19 protein-coding genes and 1 pseudogene are annotated in these 19,063 nt (G+C 62.7%); 10 read left to right on the top strand and 10 right to left on the bottom strand.

Annotated elements, in window-relative coordinates; all coding sequences use genetic code 11:
* Positions 1-417: a response regulator transcription factor gene (locus ADT71_RS12555; RefSeq protein WP_054437290.1), complete on the bottom strand. Its 417-nt coding sequence runs from the start codon at positions 415-417 to the stop codon at positions 1-3.
* A gap of 491 nt (positions 418-908) precedes the next feature.
* On the opposite strand from ADT71_RS12555, the gene ADT71_RS12550 reads away from it, so the two are divergent.
* From ADT71_RS12550 to ADT71_RS12535, 4 genes and pseudogenes are all read left to right on the top strand, one after another.
* Positions 909-1,388, top strand: coding sequence for a carboxymuconolactone decarboxylase family protein (locus ADT71_RS12550; RefSeq protein WP_054437288.1), 480 nt, complete (start codon positions 909-911; stop codon positions 1,386-1,388).
* Between the two features lie 83 nt (positions 1,389-1,471).
* Positions 1,472-1,873, top strand: a complete 402-nt coding sequence (locus ADT71_RS12545) for a cupin domain-containing protein (RefSeq protein ID WP_054437285.1) — start codon at positions 1,472-1,474, stop codon at positions 1,871-1,873.
* 275 nt (positions 1,874-2,148) lie between these two features.
* Positions 2,149-2,978 (top strand): annotated as a pseudogene (locus ADT71_RS12540) (alpha/beta fold hydrolase).
* A 150-nt stretch (positions 2,979-3,128) separates the two neighbouring features.
* Positions 3,129-3,761 (top strand): response regulator transcription factor, encoded by a 633-nt coding sequence (locus ADT71_RS12535; RefSeq protein WP_054437313.1) that lies wholly within the window; start codon positions 3,129-3,131, stop codon positions 3,759-3,761.
* Between the two features lie 60 nt (positions 3,762-3,821).
* Here the strand turns inward: ADT71_RS12535 and ADT71_RS12530 are convergent, their stop codons facing one another.
* The 5 genes from ADT71_RS12530 to ADT71_RS12510 all read right to left on the bottom strand — a co-directional run bounded on the left by ADT71_RS12530 (position 3,822) and on the right by ADT71_RS12510 (position 9,493).
* Positions 3,822-4,475, bottom strand: a complete 654-nt coding sequence (locus tag ADT71_RS12530; RefSeq protein ID WP_054437283.1) for an OmpA family protein — start codon at positions 4,473-4,475, stop codon at positions 3,822-3,824.
* Positions 4,476-4,635: 160 nt separating this feature from the next.
* Positions 4,636-5,286 (bottom strand): TetR/AcrR family transcriptional regulator, encoded by a 651-nt coding sequence (locus ADT71_RS12525; RefSeq protein WP_054437281.1) that lies wholly within the window; start codon positions 5,284-5,286, stop codon positions 4,636-4,638.
* A gap of 93 nt (positions 5,287-5,379) precedes the next feature.
* On the bottom strand, positions 5,380-6,831 hold the full coding sequence (locus ADT71_RS12520) for an efflux transporter outer membrane subunit (protein WP_231635845.1): 1,452 nt from the start codon (positions 6,829-6,831) through the stop codon (positions 5,380-5,382).
* Positions 6,828-7,991 carry an HlyD family secretion protein gene (locus ADT71_RS12515; RefSeq protein ID WP_054437280.1) on the bottom strand — a complete coding sequence of 388 codons (1,164 nt, stop codon included), beginning with the start codon at positions 7,989-7,991 and terminating at the stop codon, positions 6,828-6,830. The genes ADT71_RS12520 and ADT71_RS12515 overlap by 4 nt, the downstream gene beginning before the upstream one ends.
* Complete coding sequence (locus ADT71_RS12510; protein WP_197283002.1) at positions 7,988-9,493, bottom strand: MFS transporter; 1,506 nt, start codon at positions 9,491-9,493, stop codon at positions 7,988-7,990. Before ADT71_RS12510 ends, ADT71_RS12515 begins: the two co-directional genes overlap by 4 nt.
* 509 nt (positions 9,494-10,002) lie before the next feature.
* Here ADT71_RS12510 and ADT71_RS12505 point away from each other — a divergent pair.
* Positions 10,003-10,329, top strand: a complete 327-nt coding sequence (locus tag ADT71_RS12505; RefSeq protein WP_207906144.1) for an OsmC family protein — start codon at positions 10,003-10,005, stop codon at positions 10,327-10,329.
* Between the two features lie 21 nt (positions 10,330-10,350).
* On the opposite strand, the gene ADT71_RS12500 is transcribed toward ADT71_RS12505, so the two are convergent.
* The gene (locus ADT71_RS12500; RefSeq protein ID WP_054437274.1) at positions 10,351-11,271 is read right to left on the bottom strand and encodes a LysR family transcriptional regulator; all 921 of its coding nucleotides are present in this window, start codon (positions 11,269-11,271) and stop codon (positions 10,351-10,353) included.
* A 29-nt stretch (positions 11,272-11,300) separates the two neighbouring features.
* Between ADT71_RS12500 and ADT71_RS34990 the strand changes: the two genes are divergently transcribed.
* Positions 11,301-11,435: a hypothetical protein gene (locus ADT71_RS34990; RefSeq protein WP_255351637.1), complete on the top strand. Its 135-nt coding sequence runs from the start codon at positions 11,301-11,303 to the stop codon at positions 11,433-11,435.
* A 19-nt stretch (positions 11,436-11,454) separates the two neighbouring features.
* On the opposite strand, the gene ADT71_RS12495 is transcribed toward ADT71_RS34990, so the two are convergent.
* Entirely contained in the window at positions 11,455-12,198 is a 744-nt protein-coding gene (locus tag ADT71_RS12495) for a TetR/AcrR family transcriptional regulator (RefSeq protein WP_231635844.1), read from the bottom strand.
* A gap of 319 nt (positions 12,199-12,517) precedes the next feature.
* Here ADT71_RS12495 and ADT71_RS12490 point away from each other — a divergent pair, with 319 nt between their 5' ends.
* Both ADT71_RS12490 and ADT71_RS12480 read left to right on the top strand, forming a co-directional pair.
* A complete protein-coding gene (locus ADT71_RS12490; RefSeq protein WP_054437272.1) occupies positions 12,518-13,279 on the top strand; it encodes an SDR family oxidoreductase in 762 nt (253 codons plus the stop codon).
* A 604-nt stretch (positions 13,280-13,883) separates the two neighbouring features.
* A complete protein-coding gene (locus ADT71_RS12480; protein ID WP_054437269.1) occupies positions 13,884-14,633 on the top strand; it encodes an SDR family oxidoreductase in 750 nt (249 codons plus the stop codon).
* A gap of 269 nt (positions 14,634-14,902) precedes the next feature.
* Here ADT71_RS12480 and ADT71_RS12475 read toward each other — a convergent pair whose 3' ends face one another.
* Positions 14,903-15,187: a GNAT family N-acetyltransferase gene (locus ADT71_RS12475; RefSeq protein WP_054437267.1), complete on the bottom strand. Its 285-nt coding sequence runs from the start codon at positions 15,185-15,187 to the stop codon at positions 14,903-14,905.
* A 120-nt stretch (positions 15,188-15,307) separates the two neighbouring features.
* Positions 15,308-16,816: a PLP-dependent aminotransferase family protein gene (locus ADT71_RS12470; protein ID WP_082370321.1), complete on the bottom strand. Its 1,509-nt coding sequence runs from the start codon at positions 16,814-16,816 to the stop codon at positions 15,308-15,310.
* Between the two features lie 610 nt (positions 16,817-17,426).
* Here ADT71_RS12470 and ADT71_RS12460 point away from each other — a divergent pair.
* Both ADT71_RS12460 and ADT71_RS12455 read left to right on the top strand, forming a co-directional pair.
* Entirely contained in the window at positions 17,427-18,041 is a 615-nt protein-coding gene (locus tag ADT71_RS12460) for an outer membrane protein (RefSeq protein WP_082370320.1), read from the top strand.
* Between the two features lie 318 nt (positions 18,042-18,359).
* Positions 18,360-19,010 carry a response regulator transcription factor gene (locus ADT71_RS12455; RefSeq protein WP_054437305.1) on the top strand — a complete coding sequence of 217 codons (651 nt, stop codon included), beginning with the start codon at positions 18,360-18,362 and terminating at the stop codon, positions 19,008-19,010.
* The last annotated feature ends 53 nt before the right edge of the window (positions 19,011-19,063 follow it).

The following is a 19,063-nucleotide window of genomic DNA, read 5'->3' as shown; positions in this document are numbered from 1 at the left end:
CTAACTCCGCGGCGACTGTTCGGGGGCGTCCGAGCGCTCCGGCGTCTCGCCGCCACCCATGGCTGACTTCAGGTCAGCCAGCAGAAGCTGACCGGCGATTGGCTTTGCCAGAATGGAAAATGCGCCTGCCCGAAACGCTCGGCGCCGCGTGTGAGGGTCGGTGGCGGATGTGATGACGATGACCGGGACGTCGTCGTGGAGCGCGCGCAGATGCTCGAGAAGTTCGATCCCGCTGATCCCGGGCATCTTCACGTCGGTTATGACGCAGGCAAAGCGAGAGAGATCATATACGGACAGGAACGCCTTCGGACTGTCGAACGTCTGGGCAGCAATGCCGGCCACCTCCAGCAATTCTGCCAAGGCTTCGCGGACGGGAGCATCATCATCCAAAATTGCAACGACGTGGGTCTGTAACATACACGGCCTCGATTGAAGGCCAGGTTGGCCAAGCTGGCATATTGCGGCAAATTCAGGTCCGCGTAACAAACCTAAAGTCTAGGTCGTCCAACCCCATGCGGCCGCCAAGTCCTTGCAAATGGGGTGCGTATTGCGCATCGGCGCGAGAGCGGACCCCGCATCGGGGCCCCGCCCGCGGCTTTTTCCTGCCGCCCTACCTAAAGGGTCAGCGCCATGACCGGAATGGTCGCCGATCGGTCGGCATTCACGGCCCGTTCCGGGCGCTTCGGCCGTAACTGCCTCAAACCCAATCCAAAACATAGGTCGGATGATCGATTGGTTAGGTTGGCGGTCCGAAGGGACAATATCGTTCACGTTGAAATTGGGCCACTTTCCGGACTGCCAATCGAAGCCAATGGCCGGGAGCGGTCATCGGCGCGATCGGCACCGACGTAATTCACCTGCGTTTACGCCGCTGTTTATCGGGCTCCGCCCATTTTCAAGGAATAATCATGACCGACCGTATCGACTATCAAAAACAGTCCCCGGAACTCTTCAAGAAGTTCCTCGATTTTAACATGGTCTTCGGCAATTGCGCGATCGAAGAGACCATTCGCGATCTGGTCGACATCAGGGCTTCGCAGCTTAACGGATGCGCATTCTGCCTGGACATGCACGTGAAATCCGCGACGATCCACGGCGAACGCCCCCTCCGCCTTCACCATGTCGCGATCTGGCGCGAGTCCACCTTATTCAGCCAGCGCGAACGCGCTGCTCTGGCATGGACCGAAATTCTGACGCAGATCCCCGCCAAGGGCGTTCCGGACGAAGTATATGACCGCGTCCGCCAGGAGTTCTCAGAAAAGGAACTCTCCGACCTGACTTTCCTGGTCATGTCCATCAATGCGTGGAACCGCGTCAACGTCGCCTTCCAGATCACGCCCGGAAGCTATGACAAGGCCTTCGGCATCGACGGTTCGGGTCTGGCCTGAGCCGGCTGCGGCGCGGCTCGATGCCGCGCCGCAGCTATCCCAGACGATCTGGATCGCATTGTCCAGAAGCAAGGAAATATGACATGAAACTTCTCAGATATTCCGCGGCTCTCCTCCTGCTCGCCTCCAGCACGGCGAATGCGCAGCACGGCCCGCACGACGCGCAGGTCGCGCCGATCATGACGAAGGCGCTCGCAGACTTCCCCGGTAAGGAAGCGCTCGTCATTACCGTTGACTACCCGCCGGGCGCCGTCGATCCGGTGCATCGTCACAATGCGCACGCTTTTGTCTATGTGCTCGAAGGTTCTATCGTGATGGGCGTGCGCGGCGGCGAAGAAGTAACGCTGACGGCCGGACAGATGTTTTACGAAGGGCCGAACGATGTGCACACGGTTGGGCGCAATGCCAGCACGACCGAACCAGCGAAGTTCGTAGTGCTGATGCTCAAAGATAAGGACGAGCCCTTTTTCACCCCGGCGAAATAGCGAGGACGCGCCAGCCTGGCCTGGCTTCGTGCAGCACCGTCGATCCAGCTACCGGATATCCGTGACCCGCGCTTGCGCTCGTTACCGATGTTCTGCGAGTTCGCTCTGAGGACAGCAGCATGTGCAAGGCCGATGCAGGGCAGGCGCGACGACGCATATTGCTGGCCGAAGCCGTCAGATGGGCGCGCGCAACAGCGTTTGCCGACAGCCGTCTGACGGCACTTGGCGCGGGCGGAAGTCGGCACTCTCCTTTAGAGAGCATGGGACAATCAAGCATGAATATGATCACCACCAAGGACGGCGTCGAGCTTTACTACAAGGACTGGGGTCCGAAGGATGGCCCGGTCGTAACGCTCAGCCATGGTTGGCCGCTTAGCTCGGACAGCTGGGAAGGAACGGCGTTCTTCCTCGCAAACGAAGGCTTTCGGGTCGTCGCGCACGATCGCCGCGGGCATGGGCGATCGAGCCAGCCCTGGGAGGGCAATGACATGGATCATTATGCCGACGACCTTGCGACGGTGGTCGACGCGCTCGCCCTCAAAGATATATCGATGTTCGGCTTCTCGACCGGGGGCGGGGAAGTCGCCCGCTACGTCGCCCGCCACGGCACGAGCCGTGTCGCGAAGCTGGGTCTCATTTCCGCAGTCACGCCGATCATGTTGCGCACGCCGGATCATCCGGCAGGTGTTCCGATCGAGGTGTTCGACGGCATTCGCGCCGACATGGTGGCCGACCGGTCGAAGGTGTTCCGCGACATCCCGAGCGGCCCCTTCTACGGGTTCAACAAGCCCGGCGCTGTTGTGAAGCCATCGATGGTCGAATTCTGGTGGCTGCAGGGTATGCAGGGCGGTTTCAAGAACACCTACGATGCGGTGAAGGCGTTCTCTGAAACGACTTTCGCGGCGACCTTGCGAAGTTCGATAAGCCGACACTGATCATTCACGGCGAATGGGACCAAATCGTCCCCATCGACGAGGCCGGCCACGCTTCGAAGAAGCTCGTACCGCACGCTAAGCTCATTGTCTACGAGGGCGCTCCGCATGGGCTGCCTGAAACTCACAAGGATCGTATCAACCAGGACTTGCTTGCTTTCCTCCGAAGCTGAAGCCCTCCTGGTTGAGGATGGCGGGCGGATCTCCCCTCCCCCCGGTGCGCCCGCCATCCACCTTTTCCAATATTGCAGGCGCCCCAGTTTGAAATCGGCCTTTGCCCCGATGAGTGGACCGGAGTGCTTTCGCCATCAGAGAAGGGCATCATGAATATCTCCGCCAGTCAGGAAGCGCCCATCGTGCTTATCGTCGATGACGATGAGGACGTTCGCATCGCGCTTAGCGAATTGATGCTGTCGGTCGGGATTGAGGCGGCCTGTTTCGGATCGACAGCGGAACTCCTTCAGTCACCGCATCTCGATCGCGCAGGTTGCCTCGTGCTCGACGTGCGGATGCCCGGGCCAAGCGGTCTCGATCTTCAGCAGCATCTCGCCGAAGCGGGGATTGCAAGGCCGATCGTTTTTCTGACCGGACATGGCGATATTCCGATGTCAGTGCAGGCCATGAGAGCCGGCGCGGTGGACTTCCTCACTAAGCCGGTGCGCGAACAGGCCTTGCTCGATGCGGTGACAAGAGGCATCGAACTGGACATTGTCCAGCGCGCGGAGGCGCGCTTTGTTCGGATGCACGTCGAGAGGTTCGAAACCCTCACCGCGCGCGAGGTGCAGGTTATGCGTGAGATAGCCTTGGGCCGCCTCAACAAGCTAATCGCATTCGACCTTGGCATTTCGGAAATCACGGTCAAACTTCATCGCGGCAATGTGATGAAGAAGATGAAAGCCTGGTCCGTCGGAGAGTTGATCCGTGCCTGGGAAAAGATCCCCGCGGCGCTGCGCTAAGATCGGCGATTTCGGCGTCCGTCGACCTTTTTCGGGCCACGGGTTGAGACCGACGGCGGTTCAGCGCGAGGCGGTCAGCAAAGGGTCTCGCGGCGCCTCGCCGCGCCCGGCGATGGTCAGCTGCGACGGATGCGGCCGGCCGAGATCGGGGTCCGAGCGGATCTCGAGCCGGCGCGGCTCAATACCTCTTTCGGCGAGAAAGGCGGCGATGGCTTCGCTTCGCTCCTGCGCTAGAAGGCGATCCGCAACGGGGTCGCCCGATCCGCCGCCATGGCCGATGATAACGATCCGCTTATCCTGGGTTGAGCCCAGAAGCGTCCCCAGCATCGCGGCGTCCCCAAGCCCGCTTCGCGTCATTAGCGCGCTTCCGGGCTCGAACAGTGCGTCACCCAAAGCAAAACTTTCGCCGCTCGCGCCGGCGCCAATCCAGTCCGCCAAGGCGCGTGCCCGGGTACCGGCAGGCGCAGCGATCGTGGCGCCATCCGCCAGCACGACGATATCGTCGCTGCTTCCCGCTATCTCAAACTCGTCGGAATGCGTCTCGCAGGATAGAAGAACGAACGCCGCTACCGCGACGAAGATGGCGATGATATATTTGTCGAGCGTGGCATCGCGTTTCCCGATTAAAAAAGTCCGGTGCCGCTGCGTCTTGTAAAAGTTCAGCTGAAACGGCTGCCGACTGATGGATGATCTCCGAGACATGGCTTCCCGCATCCAGCTCTGTGTTTTCGGATGGTAGGGAGCGGCGCGCCAGAACCGAATAATGGCGCGCCGAACGTACCATCCGGATGTGCCGCGCTAGCGCATTCGGGGTCGGCGCTCCTGCTCGCGCAATGCGCGCCGCCGCCCGCGACAAAATGCTGCGAAGGAGCCGCTATTGCGATCGCCGCGGTCCTTCTGACATCGGATAGAGGCGCATCAACGAGGCAACTTGCTCCGCTCGCTCCTTTGCCAGCGCTCCGGAAGGCGGCTCGATGGCCCATAAGAGGCGCTCCTGCCCAACGTTTAGGCATAGGGTGAGCAGCATTGCGGCCGCAGCGTCCGCATCTCCGGATCTCCGAGAATTTCGTTCGAGATGCGCGTCGAAAAATTCGGTCAGCTGTGGTTTGATGCCTTGGAACAGGCAATTCGAAAAACGCCTGCCGAGCCCCTCGATCCGACCGGCTTCGGCGTTGACCAGCCGTTGCAGACCGATAGCCCGCTCGCTGGTGAGGCGTGCGACAAGATGTTCGGCAGTAGCCTGGATCGCTTCATTCGGCGTGCAGTCGCCTGCTACGTCGTAAAGGCTGATTGCGCAGATCGACGATGTGGCATCGAGGAGAAAGGCCTGCAGGAGATCCTGCTTGGAAGGAAAATGGTCCCACAGCGTTGTCTTCGAGCCGCCCAGCTCGGACGCGATTGCCGACATCGTCGCTGCGGCATATCCATGGTCGAGAAAATGTCGTCCGGCGATTTCGAGAATTTTACGCCGTTTTCTCGCATGATTTTTCGTCGCGTCTCGCTTGTCGCCGACCAGCAGGGCCATTCCGCTTATTGCCGTCATCGTTCGGTGCGGGCCGAACCCGGTGGCCTCCAGCCGGGATGTCCCGACGCGGCTGCAAATTTGACGGAGGCGTGGTCATTTTCGAAATGCCGGGAGAAAAGCCGGGCCGCTTGCAGGGCCGCCGACCGGTTCGCCGCCGAGCGCGCGGACCAGGGCGACGCTCAGCAGAAAAGCGCGCGACGTCAGACCTGCCAATATTCTTCGCCGCTGGAGGAGACGATCTTCGACCAGCAGCACCGACTGATAATCTGCCGCGCCCGACGTATAGCGCAGCTGCGCGAGACGGTAGGCCCGTTCGGTCGCGTCGAGCGACGCGCGGGACTCTTCTATTTGACGGTCGAGCATCCGGCGGCTCTGAACCGCGTCGGCGACTTCGCGGAGCGCCTGCGTGACCGTCTCGTCATAGCTTGAAACGGCAAGATCATAATCCGCGCGCGCGCCGCGATAGTTGGCACGGCGGCGACCCGCGTCGAAAATGGGGAGATTGAGGGCGGCGCCGACCGATCCCGTGTCTGCCCCGCCGTTCGCGATATTGCGAAGACCGAGAGCGTCGAGACCGATGAAGCCGAGCAGGTTCACGCTCGGATAAAATTGCGCATGCGCCACATCGATGCGTTTTGCCGCGGCTTCCGCGCGCCACCTGGCGGCGATTATGTCGGGTCGGCGGCCAAGCAGATCGGACGAGAGGCTGGCGGGAAGGCCCAGTCTTTCGAGTGACGGTTCGTGCGGCCGGTCGATCGCGAGACCGCGGTCGGGACCGGCGCCGAGCAAGGCCGCCAGACGGTTCAGGACGAGCGCAAGCGCCTCGTCGGTGGCTGCAAGATCGGCGCGCGCCGCGGGCGGGCCCGCCTCGGCTTGCGCCAGATCGGCATCCGAGTCGAGACCATGGTCGGTGCGCGCGCGGACGAGCCTCAGACTATGCTCGCGGACCGTGGCCGTCGCGGCGAGCACATCGCGATCGGCATATAGACGCGCAAGATCGGCGTAGCTCGAGGCGATCGCGGTGGAGATCATCAGGCGTGCTGCCGCGACATCCGCCTCTGCGGCCCAGGCCTCCGAGGTCGCAGCTTTCAGCGCGGCGCGGTTCTTGCCCCAGAAATCGATTTCCCAGGAAAATCCGAGCGATGCCTTCGCATAGTCGTTCCAGCCCTGCCGCTCGGGGGTTACGGGGATGCCATTTTGCGTAGTGGGCCGTGCTCCCGACACCGAGGCGTCGATCCCGACTGAAGGCGCCAGCGCGGCTTTCGCGCTTCCAGCCAGCGCCTCTGCGCGGCGCAGCCGCGCTGATGCCTGAATGACGGTGGGGGAGGCTGCGAGCCCCTCTTCGATCAACGCGGTGAGCTGACTGTCGCCATAGCTGTTCCACCAAGCTTGTTTGGGCCAATGCGCATCGGGTGCGGCGAAGCTCAGGCTTGCGGCATAGGCACTCGCCGATTTCGGCTCGGGCGCCGGACCGAGCGCGGGAGGGGTGACGCACCCCGCGAGTAGACCGACGACCGGGAGCAGGGAATAGACCACTCGGTTCACCGCTTCGCCTCGCACTCGAATGATCCGCCGACCAGCCATGACAGCAGTCCGCCATGCCATTTCCCATCGCGCCACGATCCCACGGCAATGGTGGGAACGACCGACATGCCGCTTGCCAGTCGGTCGGTGTCGGCTTGCGCGGGATCGAGCAAAATGCGCACGGTAAAACGGCGAACGATTTTCGTGAAATTGCCCGTCGCATTGTCGGGTGGAATGACGGAAAATTCCGAACCGCTGGCGCCCTGATAGCCCTCGACATGTCCGCAAAAACGGGAGTCCGGCAAGGCGTCGACGCTGAGCTGAACGCGGTCGCCGACGTGAATGCGGCCAAGCTGGGTTTCGCGAAGATTGGCTTCGACCCAAAGGCCGCGCGTGGGTGTCACGGCCATGAGCCGCGTCCCTGTCGTTACATATTCGCCGAGGCGTATATTGCGCGCGGCTATTCGCCCTTCGCGCGGAGCCAGGATTTGGGTGCGGCGAAGGTCGGCGCGGGCGCGGACGAGCCGCGCGTGGGCGCCCTGGAGCAACGCTTCCGCCGACCGTGTTTGAGCGGCCAGAACTAACTGCTGTTTGCGCGCGAAAACTGCCTGGGAGTTGTTCTGGGTGACCGTAGACGCGGCATGCACCTGCTCGGCTTCCGCGCTTTCATAAAGTTGCCGGCTGACCGCGCCCTCTTCGATCAGCGCTTCGGACCTGCGGTAGTCCGCGCTGCTCTTCTTGAAGGTGGCGCGCGCCGCAACGACGCCTGCGTCCGCGACCTGGATCTGCGCGTCCTGGAGCTGCTTCTGCGCTCCGATCTGCGCTATGGCCGCCTGCTGCTGCGCGACCGCCGCTTCGGCATCCGCGACGCCCGACTGATAGTCGACCGGATCGATCTGCACGAGCAATTGTCCTGGACGCACCTTCTGATCGTTGTCGACCGCGAGCTTCGTCACATAGCCGGCCACTTTCGAAGAGATGAAAGTGACATCGCCCTTCACATAGGCATTGTCGCTCCGGACAAAGGCGATTGAGCGGGGCGCGTAGGAATATAGGGCGGCCGTGGCGGCGACGACCACGCCTGCGGCAACGAAGGCGAGCGCGACGCGGCGGCGAGCGCTTTTCGGCTTCGGGTCGATCGGCTGGGAGGCCGGGGCCGCGGCGGGGGCTGCTCGGGTCATGACTGACTCTCCAGGGGACGGGTAGAAGCGGGGGGAGCGGGGTGGGGGAGCGGGCTGTCGGGCTCAGGCGGCAAGGCGGGCAGAGCCCAGACGAAGATGGCGCCGAGCAGCATGATGGCAGCCGTGACGATCAACGTGTCGCTAAAGGCGAGCGTGAACGCCTGCCCGCTCGCCGCTCGCGCGAGCGAAGCGCTCGCGGCGTTCTGGGCCGATACCGGGTCGGCGCTCATGCGCGCGAAGGCCGCCCCGACCGATGCAAGCCGCTGCGTTGTTTCAGGGCTTGTCGCGGCCAGGCTCTCGACGATCCGCGCAGAATGAAATTTCTCTCGTTCGGCAAGCAGGTGCGACAGGAAGGCGATACCCGAGACGGTGCTGACAACACGTGCGAGATTGAAGACGATGCCGACGCTAGGGCCATCGAACAGGCCGGCGCCCTCGACGGCAAATCGAAGGACCGCGACCTGAAAGAGCCCAAGGCCAAGCCCCGCGAACGCCGCAGCAACCCGGATCTCTTCAGCAGCCCAGTCGGACGTCAGATCCCTGCAGAGCCAGGCAGCGAGAGTAAAGCACGCCAGCCCCGCGGAAAGCGGTATGCGCGCGTCGACACGGCGTGCGGCAAAATAGGCGAGGAGCAGGCCGCACGCCGTTGCGGGAACCATGATGACCAGCAGGGCGCCGGTATCGACGGCGCGATAGCCTTGAAGTCGGGCAAGAAACTGGGGAATGATGAATATCGCAAAGAGCGAGCCGAAGCGGAAAAAGGCTGAAAGGAGAATCGCCCAGCTGAATGTCGGACGGCGAAAAACGGCAAGGACCAGCAGCGGCCGTCCATGCCAGTCGCCGATCCCCTTCAATGCCATTATGCAAGCCAAAATGCCGCCTGCGATCGAGCCGGGCACCCACCAGGTCTCAAGCCAGAAAAATCTTTCGCCTTCGGAGAGACCGATGGTCAGCGCCGAAATGCCTGCGATCAAAAGCAGATAATGCGCCCAGTCCACGCGTGCCAAAGCGGACAGGTCTCCGCGCTCCTGGCGCAGCACCCGCGCTGCTGCTGCGATATAGGGGATGATCGTGGCCGCCTGAATCCAGAACAACGCCCGCCATCCGAAATTGTCGCTTAGGAGCCCGCCGACAATGGCCGCCATGCCGAACGGCAATGTGGTGGATGCCGCGAACAGGGCGATCCCCTCGAAACGTCCAGCACCGGCTCTCAAGCTCGTCATCACGAGCAGCATGAAGAGCAAAGGCAGGGCGCCCCCGAAGAAGCCGTGCCAGAATCGCGCCACAAGCATGATCGGCAGGTTCGGCGCGGTAGCGGCTGCGATCGCTGCAAGGAGGAACCCGATACCGGTCCACTGCATCGTCCGCCCGCGCCCCAGCGCTGCGGCGAACGCGGGCGCGATCACGATGCCGGCGACGGCTCCGACATTCTGGATTGTGTTCACTAACGCGGCCGCATCGGCGGCGGCGGAGAGGCCGCCACCGATATCACTCACCGTCATGATAGCCATCACGGGGAACATCGATCGAGAAGCGAGCCATATCCAGCCACCGACAGCGCGGCGATGGGTTTGGTAGGCATGGCAGCAGGGGCGGAGGCGGGGGGCATCGCGGTCCTTCAGTCACAGCGCAGACCCAGCCGGCGCCGCCCCCATCTAGGTCGACCTGAAAGGCGCGATTACCGCTCCCTGCTGCATTTAACTGGTGCTGAAATCGTACCAATCGGAACGGTGCTGCGGATCCGGGGATCGAATTGAGACGCGCCGGGCATCAATATCATTCCGAAAACCCATCTAATCCGGGTTGAAAAACCGCCTATGTCTGCGCTGCGATGTCGCTTTCGCATCGCTTTCGCTAGGAGCTCGACCGCGTGTCAGATCATGTTGCACCCGTTTTCGCATGCTTCCCGGCAGGGCGCTGACCGATGGCGCCGCGATATGATGCGCAAGTTACGGCCCTTGGCGGGCGGGATGGCGCCGCGCTGAGCTCGGATGGACGCTTGCGGGTGGAAATGACCGACCAGCCGCGGCGGAAGGGCGCCGATCCATCCGGTATTTCTCCCGAACATTTATTTGCCGCGGGTTTCGCAACGAGTTTCCTGGCCGCCATCTACATGGCGGCGGCGGCGTGCCGTAAGACGCTCGCTGCCGACAGTAATGTGACTGCGACCTTGTCGAATCGGCCCAGAAACGAAGGCGGTGCGACGCTGGATCTGTCGATCGACTTACCGAATTTCAGCACGGTCGAGGCGGCTGCGCTCGTCGAGCGGGCCCGCGAATATTGCCTGTTTATCGAGGCGATGCAGGACAAAATCGACATTGGCTTCGATATTGCCTGAGGCAGTCGGGCGATAGCCAGGTCATTGTTCGATCCCGCGTGCCCAGGGCTGCGCGGCAAATTGCGTTTTCAGGAAATCCAGAAGCGCACGCACGCGCGCCGGACGCGCCCGGCCCGGCGGCGTCACCAGATACACCGGTCCAGGCGCGACATTCCACTCCGACAGCACCTCGACCAATGTGCCGTCGGCGAGATGCTCCGACACGAAATATTCGGGGATGAGACCGAGGCCAAGGCCCGCGAGCGCGGCGGGCACCATGGCGGCGGGATGGTTGGCGCGGAATTTTCCCTGTACCTGCAAGGAGACTTTTTCGGTTCCCCGCTGGAATTCCCAGTCGTTCCCCCACGGGATATGGGTCGGTATGATGGCCGGATATCGCGGGAGTTCGTCGGGATGGGCCGGGACACCGAGCCGATCGAGAAGCGAAGGCGCGGCAATGAGGGGCAGGCTGTAGGAAAAAAGGCGGCTCATCCGTAGCGACGAATCCTCTCCCGCACCGATCTGGACCGCAGCATCGAAGCCGTCCGCAACAATGTCTATCCTGTCTTCCGTGAGGTAGAGTTCGAGGTCGATCTCGGGATAGGCCTGCAGAAACGCGGGCAAGTGCGGCGCGAGGGCCTTCGCCCCGAAACCCGTCGTCGCGGCGAGCCTGACTAGGCCTCGCGGAACGGCGGCTTCTTCGAGAATCGCCGCCTCGACGGCCTCTCCGTCTGCAAGGATCCGAAGCGCTCGTTCGAGCGACAGCCGACCGCTTTCCGTGAGCGAGAGCTTGCGGGTCGTGCGATGGATGAGCGTCGTGCGCATTCGTGTCTCGAGACGCGTGATGGTCTTGGAGACGGTAGCCTTTGCGAGGCCCAATTCTTCCGCGGCTTGCCGAAAGGACCCTTTCTCAGCGACCTTCGCAAAGACGGCCCAGGCTTCGAAATCTGGCAGGTGAGGCATATGTTCTCCTGTCTTCAGGCGCCCCGTTCATGAAAAAGCGCGGCATTGGTGTTGCAAGACTGGGCGAGGCACGCGCCGGCGCCAGTATGAGCTGCATTCGCCAAGATGGTCGTGAAATTCGTCATCGACTTTTCTCCTTTCGCGCGGCGGCTCGTCCGGCCTGATCGGCCGCGTCGCAGCGCATCAGGGTTCCGGAACCTTACCCCATCCCTGGAGGAGTAGGGCAACTGCAGAGTCCACCAGCGCGCGGCGTTCGTTCGCGAGAGGCGGTGCGCGAAGTCGCAGCACGACTTGCAGGTGAACATTGCCCCGGATCATCGCCACAAAATGGTCGGCCGCCATGGCACAATCGCCTTCGCGCAAATCGCCCCTTCGTTGCGCCTCGAGGAGCAGCTCGGCAAGCCGGGCGCTCGCTAGCCCCGGGCCAAGGTCGTAGAAACGGCGAATGAGGAAGGGAAAGCGGACATGCTCGATGATGGCGATCCGGAAGACACCGAGTAGTGCTTTCGACATATAGCTGTCCATCAGCTGGCGACCGAACAGTCTTAGCGTCTCCTCGAGACTGCGCGCGCGTATTTCGTCCATAGCGAGCGCCGAAAGCGCCCGTTCGGCACGCTCGGTCACGATCGCGGCGAAAAGTCCCTCCTTGCTGCCGAATTCTTCATAGATATTCCGCTTCGATCCGCCGGCCCGTTCGATGATGTCGTCTATCCGCGTCGCCTCATATCCCTGTTCGAAAAAGATGCTGGCTGCCGCGGCCAGCAAGGCGTCGCGCCCGGTCTTGGCTCGTAAAAGGCTGCCCGCGTCATTCATCGCCATATCTCCGGTGCGCATTGTGGGCGTTCCTAAAAGGGAGGAGCCGCGCAGTTGATGCTCGTCTGCCATTTCGTTGGCCGCAGGGTCCAATCGGACGAACCGGGCGCTCATGACTGCTGCCATGCCGCATTTGCGCGGCTCCTCAGTCGACCCTCTCCTGGGGTTTGTAGCCGAGAAACCGCCGCTCTCCTGGCGCCGTTAAGAAACAGACGGCGCCTTTCACCGGGCCTCGGACCACATAGCCATAAAGCGGCGCGCCGCAGCACCGGGAAGGACCGAGATCGATCATCGGAGCAGTACCAAGGCTCTGATGCGGAACGACATTGGTATATCGGGTTGCACATCTTTCGGGCCTGCCGCCCTCCATCGCCGGGCCTAGTCTCAAGGGCACGGCCAACGCGCGCCGCATTCGGTTGGGAAAGACAAGCCAATGAAGATCGTCGTAATTGGAGGTACCGGGCTGATCGGTACGAAGGTTGTACAAAAGCTCGGCGAGGCGGGGCATGAAGCAATCGCTGCGTCGCCCCGGACGGGTGTCGACACGGTAACTGGAAAGGGCCTCGCAGAAGCGCTCACCGGGGCGGACGTTTTGGTCGACCTGTCCAACTCGCCTTCGTTCGAAGACCAGGCCGCGATGGACTTCTTCCGGACGGCCGGCACTAATATCGAGGCAGCCGCTGCAAAAGCCGGCATCGGCCATCATGTCGCGCTCTCGGTCGTGGGAACGGACCGGCTCCAGGACAGCGGATATTTTCGCGCAAAGCTTGCGCAGGAACAGCTCATCGAGGCCGGTTCGACCCCCTTTACCATCGTGCGGGCGACCCAGTTTATGGAATTCTTGCGGTCGATTGCGCTCGGTGCGACCGTGGGCGACGAAATTCGTCTTTCCCATGCTTTCATCCAGCCCATCGCGGCCGAAGATGTTGCCGACGCGGTGACGGCGGTCGCGCTGGCAGCGCCCGTCAACGGCAAGATCGAGCTCGGCGGGCCCGAAAAATTCCACCTCGACGAAATCGTGGCACAGACACTTGCTCTCGATACCGACACGCCTCCGATCGTCGTCGATCCGGATGCGCTCTATGCAGGCGTGCGGCTCGATGATGACTCGCTGATCCCCGCGAAAGACGCTGAGTGCGGTTCGACGCATTTCAAGGCTTGGTTGGAGACCGCTTCGCCGCCTCGCAAAAGCTGAAGGTGCCGGATTGTCCCGGACGCGCTTGGTCGAAGGCGCCGCGAAGGACTAGCCCCCGGGCACCAGAGCGCGCTGACTCTGTCGCTCCGGTGTCCGCTTCGGCCGCTGGAGTTCCGTTTTTCATCCGCGGGACTCCAGCGGCTTTCCGCCGGGATCAGTCTAACGAGCCTCGCCGTCCGCCGCGGCGGTGAAGAGCCCCGGCGCCAATGCGCGTAGATCCCGCCGCGTTGATGCCGCCCCGGCCGCTGGAGCATCGATCCCTCCTCGAATTCCAAGGGCCGCCCGGCCGCGATACGCTCAAGAAAGCTCGATCGACTTCGCCGATCTTTCCGCCGCGAGGCGGATGAAAGGCGCGAGCGCGAGCGCGCCGCTTACCCTGCGACGGAGCGCCGCGGGCGGACATGGCCGTGAAAGCGCAGAGACTTTTTCCCGCACTCGCCGAAACGGGACCATGCCCGCACACAAAACAAAGCCCGCCGCGATGTCGCATATGCCCGCGAAGCTCAGGGGATAGTCCAAGACATAAGGCCGATCTCGGTCCTGTCTCATCGCCGTCGCCCAACTAGGCTGAACCTCGAGCAATTCTAGGACGGAGCGAAGCATTATGAAGATCGCAATTTTCGGAGGAACGGGCCTGATCGGCCGCAGGCTCGCTTCGCGCTTGCAAGTGCTCGGCCACGAGGTTGTCGCGGCGGCCCGGTCGGCTGGTGCCGACACGATTAGCGGGCGCGGAATAGCCGAAGCCATATCGGACGCTGACGTTGCGGTCGACGTATCCAATTCGAGTTACGGCGATGTCGACGGCATGCGCCGATATTCGGCGCTTTCGACGGCGAACTTGCTGGCCGCGGCACAGCTTGCGGGCGTCGGCCACTACGTCGCCCTTTCCGCAATCGGCGCCGACTTCATCAATAGCGGCTATTTCAAGGCGAAGCGGCTCCAGGAAAAGCTCATCATGGGCGGATCGATTCCGTACACGATCGTTCGCTCGGCGCCATTCTTCGAGTTCATTTACAGATATGTCGACGCGGGCCGCGAGGTCGGTCGCGTTTGCGTGCCGCCCATTTCGATGCAACCGGTCGCGGCGGACGATGTCGCGGAATCGCTCTCGCACATTGTCTGCAACCGTCCCGCGCAGGGCGTGTTCGAGATTGCGGGACCTGACCGCTATGATCTCGCCGATCTTGCCCTTAAGATCCTAGCCGCCAATGAGGAGAAGCGGGAGGTCGTCGTCGATCCCGACGTCCGGTATCTTGGCGCACATTTCGCCGGCGAGGTTCTGACCGGTGCACGCCAGCGCTTTGCCTCGACGCGGTTCGACGACTGGCTGCACGACTGGTTCGCCTTCCAATGAGTTATTTCCGCCGCGACGCGTGCCGGCAAGGATTGGCCCTATCGCAGTTTTAGGGCGGAAGGCATTACGGCGCGTGGGTCGGGGGCGCCTGGTCAATGAAGCGGGTATCGGGACTCTCGATAGCCAGCTGCGCCAGTCCCTTCGAAGTCGAATCTTGGCAATCCATGCGGGAGCACGGATCTTGTTGCGGTATCATCTTGCCTACGCCGGGCCGGGCCCACGCATCGAAGAACCGTGAAGTGGAAAGCATGCGTCTTTTCGGTTAAGGCTCAGCCCACCACGGTTTCGGAATATTCGGGGTGATCGCGAACATAGGTCTGCAGGAATGCACAGCGCAAAATGACCTTGCGCCCGGAATATCGGATGCGATCAAAGGCACCTGCCGCAAGCTGCGATCCGATGCCGAGTCCCGCAAAGGCGGTTGGCACGTCGGTGTGGAAAAGCACTAATCTGCCCTTGTCGTCGACCCGGTAATAGATAAGTGCTGTGCTGCTGTCGGGCAGATCCAGTTCAAATCTGTGCTCGGGTTCATTCTCGTAAACCTTATTATCCATGGCGATCGCTCCTTCGGCCCCACCGCCGCAATAGAATTGCCGCAGTCACCTCACAGGCCCAAGCGTTGCGCAAATCATTGTACCGATCGGGCGCAGCGCGAGCGAACGGCGACCGCCCGTTCAACACGCGCGGGCCGCGCGGCAAGCGGCGCGGCTGTCATCGAAAGCGGAATGGCTGTCGATTGCACGCGGGCGCCTTCCTTCTGCGGCAGATTCGGTGATGAGCGACGATAGCGCGGCGCACGCCTTGGGTGCCCGCCGTTCGCTGAGGTTGGTGATCCCGAGAATGAGGCCGGGACGCGCGCGCGTCGGTTCGGCGCTCCAAAGCGACAGCGGCGCCGGTGCGATTTCGCGGGCGATAGCGCGGCGCGCAAGCGCGACATCGTCGGTGCCATAGGGCAGGAGAGCGATCGCAGTGAGGCCCGCGAAGCGATCGATTGCGACGGCTGGATCTAGGTGGCGCTGCAGTAGCTCGCGGCGCTGGCGATACAGCGTTTTCATATATCGCAGGTGGCGCAGGAAATGGCCTTCGGCGAGAAACTCAGTGAGCGCGAATTGCGTGGTCGCATTCGGCGCGGGATTGAGATGGCCTGCAACTTCGCCGAAACGTGCCGCCAGCGCGAGCGGCGCCACGACAAAACCGAGACCAAGCGCAGGACTGATCGTCATGTCGAACGTGCCAACGTAGATGACGCGCCCCGAAGGATCGTCGGCCGCCATCGCTGGCGGTGCACGCCCGTCGAGTTGGAGTTCGCTTAGATTGTCGTCCTCGATGATCCATTTGTTTTCATCCTCCGCCCAGCAAAGCAGGGCTGCACGTCGTTCCTGCGAAAGAGCCGCGCCTCCCGAAAGCTGCTGCGCCGGCGCGACAATGGCGAGCGCGGCATCGGGTGCGATGCGAATGCCGAGATCGACCTGCATTCCGTCGGCGCCGACCGGCACTGGGACGGCCTCGACGCCCGCCAGGTTCAGGCCTTTTCGCATCACGGGGCAGCCGGGATCTTCGATCAAGGCGCGGCCGCCGGCTGCTTGGAGCGCCAGAAGCGTAAGGCAAAGGCCGTTCCTCGGGCCGCTCGTCAATATAATCTGATCGGGAACACAGCGGATGCCCCGCGTGATGGCGATCTGCGCAGCAATCTGCGCCCGCAATTCCGGAGCGCCGCGGGGATCGCGGCGTCCAACCGGCGCGATCGCGGTCTCGCGCATGGCGCGGGTCCTGAGGCGGGCCCAGAGTTTGGCGGGAAATGCGTCCTGCGCGGGCACGCCGGGCTGAAACGGAAGCGGCAGAAGCGCGAAGCCCCGTTCATTCTCCTGCATCGGCAACGGGATGATCGCCGGCCGCGACACTGCCGTCCGTGACGCTGGGCTTAGCGCGACCCGCGTGCCGGCGGCGCCTGCCGAAAAGAGCAGCATCTCGTCGACGAGAGCGTCATAGGCGGTCTTAACCGTACCGCGGGAAACGCCAAGCTGCGCCGCGAGGTCGAGCCACGACGGCAGGCGGGCGCCGGGCTTGAGGCGGCCTTCCGCGATCGCGCTTCGCAGCGTCGATGCGATTTGCGTCGTGATCGGGATCGGCCGGGACCGATCGATCGCGATATTGATTCCGGCTGTGCGCCATGGTGCGCCCATCTCTTCACCTCATGGTAGTCCAGGACCCCCGCGGTCTTTCGAAAATGGGGAATCGGGCCGCGGCTGTCGAGGCCGGTTCAGCCTATGCGAAGGTGCAGGGTCGGCTGTCCGGCGGGGTACAATCGTCTGGACCGCCACGATCTGCCCGCCCCATTTGGTACATTGGTTTAGACCATTTTCGCGCCTGCCGGTCGCTGGGCACGATCCTATCTCGATAAGCATTGACCCGCGGTTCGCAGGAAAAGCCGCAAACCGGCATCGGGTCGTTCGAGGAAGGAGGCGCGTTATGCAGGACCAGTCAGCAGCAAGCTGGCGCGCCGTGCGTCACCCGCGTTCTTCCGCACCAGCAAGCGATGCCGCGACGCCGCCCATAGGCGGGGCAAGGCCGACCGGCACCAGACAAGCCGGCATATCGACCTTCGCCGGCAACGCGATGACGCTGCCCCCCGGCACCATCGTCTCCCCCTTCGACGCCGGCCCGCATCCGGGCGGCATGAAGAAATCGAGGCGTAGCAGCGCTGCACCTTCGCTCGCCGAAATCGGGAGCGAAGACAGGAGCCGCCACGATCTCCCCAGGCACAAGAAAAGACACCCAAGAAAGGCAAGTCTCATGAACCGCTATTTTCTCCCCATCTCGCTCTCGCTGGCCGCTGCTGCCGCTGCAGTTGCCACCCCCGCCGCGGCAGAGCCATTCCAAGGCCCGTATCTCGGTGCCCAGGCCGGTTGGAACGAAAACGACGTCGGAACTGCAAAGACCGACATAGGCTCCGCCATCATCGATCGCACGCACGATGCCGGCAGCGCCGGGGTGTTCGCAGGCTATAACTACAAGCCCGCGGACAAGATCGTCCTCTCCGTCGAGGGCGGTTTCAACCTCGGCTTCGGAGATCGTGTCGCGCGCGTCGGCCGCGACAGTATCGCCAGCATCAATCCCGAATATGCGTTCGATCTGGGCGTTCGCGCAGGCTATCTCGTAAGCGACAACACCCTGTTGTACGCGCGCGGCGGCTACGAGAATGTCCGGGCCTCGGTGCGCCTCACCGACGCTGCGGGAACCCGGCGCGACAAGGACAGTTTTGACGGCTGGACGATCGGCGGCGGCGTCGAACGCGCGATCCTCAACAATGTGACGGCACGTCTCGAATATCGCTACAGCGATCTTGGCAGCGGCGGAACCAAGTTCGAGCGCCATCAGGCTCTGTTCGGTGTCGCCTATCACTTCTAGGCGGCCGAGAGGCGAGGCAGGGCCGGATCCCTGTCTCGCCGAACGCCGCGAAATCGGGGCCTCAGCCATGATTTGCCTGTTCGGATTGAGCGTGACGCGCGTCGCATCTACGCAGTCCGGAGCATGCGCGGCCCGAGACCGGGGACTTGCGCCAGCCGAGCTAGGTCTGATCGAACGGAAATGTTGCCGGTGTTCGAAGCGCACAGCGAGCCGGACTAGGCAGCCAGAAGCGCGTGCCGCCGGACGACCTCTTGGAAGCGGTCGGCGGATCACCGCGAAGCGGATATGCGGTTTTGGCGCCATCGAAAGGTCTTCATCATGATCAGTATGCTACCCGAAGAAACCGCGCCCCTAGTCCTGATCGTCGACGACGACGAGGCGGTCCGCACCGCTATAGGGGAGTTGATGCTATCGGTTGGCATCGAGGCGGCCTGCTATGGCTCGACGCGCGAACTGATCGAATCTCCTTTGCTCGATCGCTCGTGCTGTCTGATCCTGGACGTGCGCATGCCCGGCTCGAGCGGGCTGGATTTGCAGCGATATCTGGCCTCGGCCGGCATAGTCAAACCGATCGTCTTCCTCACCGGCCACGGCGATATCCCGATGTCGGTGCAAGCGATGAAGGCCGGAGCGGTCGACTTTCTTACCAAGCCGGTTCGCGATCAGACCTTGCTGGACGCGGTAGTAAAAGGGATCGAGCGCGATGCGGCGGTTCGACAGGATGGGCGGATCGTCGCTCGGCATGCCGAAAATTTTTCCACGCTGACGCCGCGCGAGACACAAGTCATGCGGGCGGTGGCAAGCGGACGGCTCAACAAGCAGATCGCATATGATCTGGGCATCGCCGAGATCACGGTCAAGCTCCACCGTTCCAACGCAATGAAAAAGATGAACGCGGTGTCTGTGGGTGAACTGATCCGGGCATGGGAGAAACTGCCCGTCGTCTTGCGCGAAAGTGCATCAGCCTAATCTTCAGTATGGTTATAAAGACTTACGCGGCGCGACATGGAGGTTCGCGGCCG

It is taken from the genome of Novosphingobium sp. ST904, assembly GCF_001298105.1.
Taxonomy (GTDB): domain Bacteria; phylum Pseudomonadota; class Alphaproteobacteria; order Sphingomonadales; family Sphingomonadaceae; genus Novosphingobium.
The sequence above is the reverse complement of the archived record's forward strand: the minus strand, read 5'-3'. Positions and strand labels throughout refer to the sequence as shown.

Excerpts from the sequence above, each read along its gene's own strand:
- ADT71_RS12555 (WP_054437290.1), bottom strand. The coding sequence starts at position 417 with ATGTTACAGACCCACGTCGTTGCAATTTTGGATGATGATGCTCCCGTC.
- ADT71_RS12550 (WP_054437288.1), top strand. The coding sequence starts at position 909 with ATGACCGACCGTATCGACTATCAAAAACAGTCCCCGGAACTCTTCAAG.
- ADT71_RS12545 (WP_054437285.1), top strand. The coding sequence starts at position 1,472 with ATGAAACTTCTCAGATATTCCGCGGCTCTCCTCCTGCTCGCCTCCAGC.
- ADT71_RS12535 (WP_054437313.1), top strand. The coding sequence starts at position 3,129 with ATGAATATCTCCGCCAGTCAGGAAGCGCCCATCGTGCTTATCGTCGAT.
- ADT71_RS12530 (WP_054437283.1), bottom strand. The coding sequence starts at position 4,475 with ATGCGGGAAGCCATGTCTCGGAGATCATCCATCAGTCGGCAGCCGTTT.
- ADT71_RS12525 (WP_054437281.1), bottom strand. The coding sequence starts at position 5,286 with ATGGCCCTGCTGGTCGGCGACAAGCGAGACGCGACGAAAAATCATGCG.
- ADT71_RS12515 (WP_054437280.1), bottom strand. The coding sequence starts at position 7,991 with ATGACCCGAGCAGCCCCCGCCGCGGCCCCGGCCTCCCAGCCGATCGAC.
- ADT71_RS12510 (WP_197283002.1), bottom strand. The coding sequence starts at position 9,493 with ATGACGGTGAGTGATATCGGTGGCGGCCTCTCCGCCGCCGCCGATGCG.
- ADT71_RS12505 (WP_207906144.1), top strand. The coding sequence starts at position 10,003 with ATGACCGACCAGCCGCGGCGGAAGGGCGCCGATCCATCCGGTATTTCT.
- ADT71_RS12500 (WP_054437274.1), bottom strand. The coding sequence starts at position 11,271 with ATGCCTCACCTGCCAGATTTCGAAGCCTGGGCCGTCTTTGCGAAGGTC.
- ADT71_RS34990 (WP_255351637.1), top strand. The coding sequence starts at position 11,301 with ATGAAAAAGCGCGGCATTGGTGTTGCAAGACTGGGCGAGGCACGCGCC.
- ADT71_RS12495 (WP_231635844.1), bottom strand. The coding sequence starts at position 12,198 with ATGAGCGCCCGGTTCGTCCGATTGGACCCTGCGGCCAACGAAATGGCA.
- ADT71_RS12490 (WP_054437272.1), top strand. The coding sequence starts at position 12,518 with ATGAAGATCGTCGTAATTGGAGGTACCGGGCTGATCGGTACGAAGGTT.
- ADT71_RS12480 (WP_054437269.1), top strand. The coding sequence starts at position 13,884 with ATGAAGATCGCAATTTTCGGAGGAACGGGCCTGATCGGCCGCAGGCTC.
- ADT71_RS12475 (WP_054437267.1), bottom strand. The coding sequence starts at position 15,187 with ATGGATAATAAGGTTTACGAGAATGAACCCGAGCACAGATTTGAACTG.
- ADT71_RS12470 (WP_082370321.1), bottom strand. The coding sequence starts at position 16,816 with ATGGGCGCACCATGGCGCACAGCCGGAATCAATATCGCGATCGATCGG.
- ADT71_RS12460 (WP_082370320.1), top strand. The coding sequence starts at position 17,427 with ATGAACCGCTATTTTCTCCCCATCTCGCTCTCGCTGGCCGCTGCTGCC.
- ADT71_RS12455 (WP_054437305.1), top strand. The coding sequence starts at position 18,360 with ATGATCAGTATGCTACCCGAAGAAACCGCGCCCCTAGTCCTGATCGTC.